This window comes from Geobacillus sp., from assembly GCF_017515625.1.
GTDB lineage: Bacteria > Bacillota > Bacilli > Bacillales > Anoxybacillaceae > Geobacillus > Geobacillus stearothermophilus.
Genome location: NZ_JAFWFM010000171.1, coordinates 1 through 4,314, shown reverse-complemented (window position 1 = coordinate 4,314; position 4,314 = coordinate 1). Strand labels below are relative to the sequence as shown.

General features: G+C 52.5%; 9 protein-coding genes. 1 reads left to right on the top strand and 8 read right to left on the bottom strand.

The window, feature by feature from the left end; genetic code table 11:
* From IKE44_RS10045 to IKE44_RS10015, 7 genes are all read right to left on the bottom strand, one after another.
* Positions 1 to 152 (bottom strand): DUF2129 domain-containing protein (locus IKE44_RS10045; RefSeq protein WP_287465799.1); only part of this gene is annotated, 152 nt, incomplete at its 3' end.
* 17 nt (positions 153 to 169) lie between these two features.
* A complete protein-coding gene (locus tag IKE44_RS10040; RefSeq protein ID WP_049624347.1) occupies positions 170 to 616 on the bottom strand; it encodes a YlbF/YmcA family competence regulator in 447 nt (148 codons plus the stop codon).
* A gap of 145 nt (positions 617 to 761) precedes the next feature.
* Positions 762 to 1,133 (bottom strand): hypothetical protein, encoded by a 372-nt coding sequence (locus IKE44_RS10035; protein ID WP_033010268.1) that lies wholly within the window; start codon positions 1,131 to 1,133, stop codon positions 762 to 764.
* 40 nt (positions 1,134 to 1,173) lie between these two features.
* A complete protein-coding gene (locus IKE44_RS10030) occupies positions 1,174 to 1,407 on the bottom strand; it encodes a YlbE-like family protein (RefSeq protein WP_033010269.1) in 234 nt (77 codons plus the stop codon).
* 12 nt (positions 1,408 to 1,419) lie between these two features.
* Entirely contained in the window at positions 1,420 to 1,803 is a 384-nt protein-coding gene (locus IKE44_RS10025; RefSeq protein WP_033010270.1) for a YlbD family protein, read from the bottom strand.
* 81 nt (positions 1,804 to 1,884) lie between these two features.
* Complete coding sequence (locus IKE44_RS10020; RefSeq protein ID WP_033016182.1) at positions 1,885 to 2,892, bottom strand: CAP domain-containing protein; 1,008 nt, start codon at positions 2,890 to 2,892, stop codon at positions 1,885 to 1,887.
* A 125-nt stretch (positions 2,893 to 3,017) separates the two neighbouring features.
* Positions 3,018 to 3,443: a CBS domain-containing protein gene (locus IKE44_RS10015; RefSeq protein WP_033010272.1), complete on the bottom strand. Its 426-nt coding sequence runs from the start codon at positions 3,441 to 3,443 to the stop codon at positions 3,018 to 3,020.
* 175 nt (positions 3,444 to 3,618) lie between these two features.
* Between IKE44_RS10015 and IKE44_RS10010 the strand changes: the two genes are divergently transcribed.
* Positions 3,619 to 3,978, top strand: a complete 360-nt coding sequence (locus tag IKE44_RS10010) for a YugN family protein (RefSeq protein ID WP_033016183.1) — start codon at positions 3,619 to 3,621, stop codon at positions 3,976 to 3,978.
* A 36-nt stretch (positions 3,979 to 4,014) separates the two neighbouring features.
* Here IKE44_RS10010 and IKE44_RS10005 read toward each other — a convergent pair.
* Positions 4,015 to 4,314 (bottom strand): Asp23/Gls24 family envelope stress response protein (locus IKE44_RS10005; RefSeq protein ID WP_287465795.1); only part of this gene is annotated, 300 nt, incomplete at its 5' end.

The following is a 4,314-nucleotide window of genomic DNA, read 5'->3' as shown; positions in this document are numbered from 1 at the left end:
TTCATCACATGGTCGACTTGCTCCATGTCGCAGTACAGAACGGCATATTTCAGCCGCTTTGAAATATAGTGAATGTTGCCGAATTTGCGCAGCTGCTTCCCGTATTTCAATGAATGAAGCCAAACGATAATCCCTTGCCGTTTTGGAAACATAGTCCTTTCCCCTTTTTCTATGCTCGGCAGCCGCAGCCTCCGCCGGATCTGCAGCCGCCGGAACAGCCGGCTGACAGGAAGTACGGGTTCCCGGTCGGCACTTTGACATGTTCCGAGACAGCCTTGCCGATCAACACGCTAATGTCATCAAGCAGCTGTTGCAGCGCTTTTTCCGACTCTTTAAAGGCGGCCACCGTCTCATGCAAATCAAGCTCCCGTTTCGCCTCACGCACTTCTTTCATCACGTTGCGGTAATCGGGATGGTATTTGCCGAAGCGCTGCACCTCCTCATACCGCTCTTTCAGCTTGACGAAACGGGCGATCAGCTGCTGAGCGCGGCGGTCTTGTTTGAGCCGCCGAAACGCGCGGCGGTATTCATCCGCCACCTCCGACTCAATAACCATTTTCGCCAACGATTCTGCTTTATCCAAAATCTCGATGCGCTCGAGAGTAGCGATCCTCACAAATATAGCACCTCCATCTTTCATCATACCATGAATAAAAGGAAAATGGAAAGGGAGGAGATCATGAAGGAAAAGAAGAGCGCAAAAAAAGACTATCCGAAGGCAGAAAGAGACTCTGCCGGATAGCCTTGTCTCCTGTCGAGCTTTACGGGATCGTCACTTCAAATTCATGCATCATGCCGGTCATCTTTCCATCGTTATAGACGAGCTCAAGGCGGATCATATGCTTTCCGCTTGGCAGGCCGCGCACGATAAAGGCGGCCGTATACACTTCCGTCATTTTCTGTCCATTGAGATACACGTTGATATGGCCGCCCCCCTCTCCTTTGCGAAACGGAAATTGCGCGGCCAAACATTCCACGAGCACGTCATGCCCTTTCACTTCATATTTGACATGCCATGGGTGATTCGCTGTCGGCGCATGAACAGCGGCCGCTGCCGTCTCCGGCCGTCCGCCGGCATACGCCCATAACAGCACCACACACCCGAACCATACAAGCCATTTCGGCAAAGGCATCACTCCCTTTCAGAGCTAGTCTTTGCCGTTTGCCGCCAAATTAGTCGCGCAGCGCTTTAAACATTTGCCACATGAGAGAGGCCATCTGCAACGATTGGGAAATTTTTTCTACTTTATCGGGGATCGTCTGCCCGTAATGGCGCAAGGCGGCCAACTGGAGCGCCGACAGCTCGTGCGGACGGCGAGCGAGCAGCCGGTACCAGCGCGGCTGTTCACGAACAAACGCGCGCAACATCGGGTTTGCCTGCACATATTGCCATACATCTCTTCTCATTGCTACCACCCTTTAGTCTTGGCGAAACGAAAACGGATGCTCCTCTTTGTTGGGCCGTTGCGGACTGGCTCCTTGAAATTCAGACAGAATGCCCTGGATCGCAGCGAGGGCCTGTTGGACGCTTGCCAAGTGTTTTTGCACTTCTGCCGCGTCAAGCTGTCCAAGCATCGCCGCGAGCTTATCAAGCCATTTGCTTGCTCCCTTTTCCTCTCTTTTCTCCTTGCCGCCTGCGTCTCGGTACGGTTCCCATATGTCGTCATCCTCTCCGAACAAGTACCAGTCCTCATACACTTGCTTCCACGTCTTTTTGCCGCTGCGCACCTCTTGAATGAGTTTCGGGTGTTTTTTGACAAACTGTTTGAACTGTTCAACGGAAGGATGCAGAGGCTTGGCCATAACCGTTTTCATCCCTTTCATCCACTCATGCCTATCTGCCATATCATATCGCTCCCAGCAGGCAAAGGTGCGCCCAAATTTTCATAGCGGCGTCAGGAAATTTTGCGTATAATAATCGGCATAAACGCCGACGCCAAGGTGGGTAAATTCCGCATTCAGCATAATTTCCCGGTGCTTTTGGCTGTTCAGCCACCCAACCGTCGCCTCGACGCCATCTACTTGATGAGCGGCAATATTTTCCCCAGCGAGCTGAAATGAAACGCCCAAGGCGCCAAGCCGTTTGGATAAATCGCCGTATTGCGGCGATTCATGAGAGAAGAACTGGTGGTCATGCATATCCTGGCTATGCTTGGCGGCAGCCATGGCGGCTTTGCTGTCCCAGACAAGGGGGGGGAGCTCATGACGGCGGCGGATCAAGTTCGTCCAGTCAAAAATTTGCTTCGCATTGGCCGCATCGACCTGCCGCTGTTCTTTCTCTGACAACGGGGTAGCCGCGGGCAGGCGGCCGCGGTACACAAGCTCATACGGCCGCAGTTTCACAAACGTTTCTGCGTCCATGAGGCGAACAGCGGCCACACGGCCGGTAAACCGGTCGATGTACAGCTGGGCATACGCCTCTCCCACTTTAACGACCGGTCTTGAGGAATAATCTTGTTCCGACAGCTCAAACCGGTACGTCCCGCTGTTTAGTGTAATCTTAATGTTGGACAGGACGGGCATCGTTTGGAAAATCGTCTGCAGACGCTGGCCAATCGCAAACGGCTCGACGTTCACCTTTTCCCCGCCGACTAAAGCCGTGACGATTTTGCCGCCAAGCACCCCGATTTGGAAATACGATTCAGGGCGGCGGCTGTACACCCACCAATCGTAGCCATAAGCTGACGGATCAATTCGATCCGGCGCGCCGAACTGCTTTTCCGCCTCTTGCGCCGGCCGGCCGATCAACACAGCGACGCCGGCGGTTGCTTTCGGTTCTTTCAGCGTGTATCCATTTGTTTTGGGCTGCTCCGGAGGGCTTTGCGGCGGCGGACTCGGCACAAAATAGTAAAACCCGATCAATAAGAACAAAAAAAGAAAAAACCATTTCACACGGCAACTCCCGCTTTCTGCAACAATCTCCTTATTGCCATTATAGCCGTTTTTCACAGGCAAAAAAAAGGGGCGTCCAAAAAGACCGCCCTTCCCTTCAAGAAACAATGTCTGTCCGTATTCAGTCAATGGACGCGATGTTGTTCAGAAATCTCGCTAAGCGCACGGCCGGCGCTCTCATCCGAATAACGGTTCGTCGCCAAGTCGCCGAGGGCAACGATGCCGACTAAACGGCCGCCTTCAACGACCGGGAGACGGCGAATTTGATGGCGCGCCATGATGTCCGCCGCTTTTTGCACGGAATCGTCCGGCGACACCGTCACCAGCTCGCGGCTCATCACTTCGGTCACCGCCGTTGAACCCGGATGTTTTTCCGCGATGCCGCGCACGACTAAATCGCGGTCCGTAATCATTCCGACGAGGCGGCCTTGATCGACGATCGGAATGGCGCCAACATTAAATTCACGCATTTTTACAGCCACTTCATACATGTTGTCAAGCGGGGTGCAATATTGTACATCCGTCGACATGATGTCCCGAACCGTTTGCATTGTCCGTCTCTCCTTTCTGCTTTTATTGTGCATCCGGCAGCGAGAAAAAATGCAAGCAAAACAGAAACAATGGCAAACAATTCGTTGAAATGCAAACCGTTTTCGTACTATTATAAATGAGGGGACGATTTCCTTTTTGGCGCTTTACATACCTGCGTTGTTAGGAGGAAGAAACATGAAATTTGACAATAGCGGTCTTGAAAATCAAACGGTTGAACTGTCCCTCCTTGATGACATCATGGCGCGCCACGGTTTTGTACGCGCGGCGCAGTGGGATTACGAACGGGTCACATACGACCGGAAATACGTGATTAAAGAGGGAACATACTATTTGCGTGTTCAAGGGTACGCGATCGAAGGGGATGTCGACTCGCGCTATGCACTCATTAAACTGCTCACACCGATTTTAGGGAAACATTACTATCCGCATGGCGTTGAATATGGCGAAGATGAGCATTTTCCATCTTCCCTTGTCGGCCAATGCCAAAAAGTATTGGAGCAAGTCAAACGCGAAATTGAAAAGACGAAAGAGTAAAGAAAAAACGCATGAGAGCTCTTTTCTCATGCGTTTTTACGTCGCGACAAGCCGTTTGACCGTCACATCGACCGACTCGGCGCTGTATGGCGTCATCGCGGCGATCTCCTCAGCAATTTGCTGCAGCAGCTGCCGGCAAACCGCGAGTACCGACGCCCCATACCGGACGGATAGCTTCACGCTGATGCGGCAGCGGTCCTCTTGTGAAACAGCTACAAATATTTCGCAATCGTCCATTACAACGTCTTCCCATTCCCGCACACACATCATGACAATCGTCAACAGCGTCGCTTCTACGGCGCTCCGCTTCCGATGCCGGAACGTCTTCACCGCACT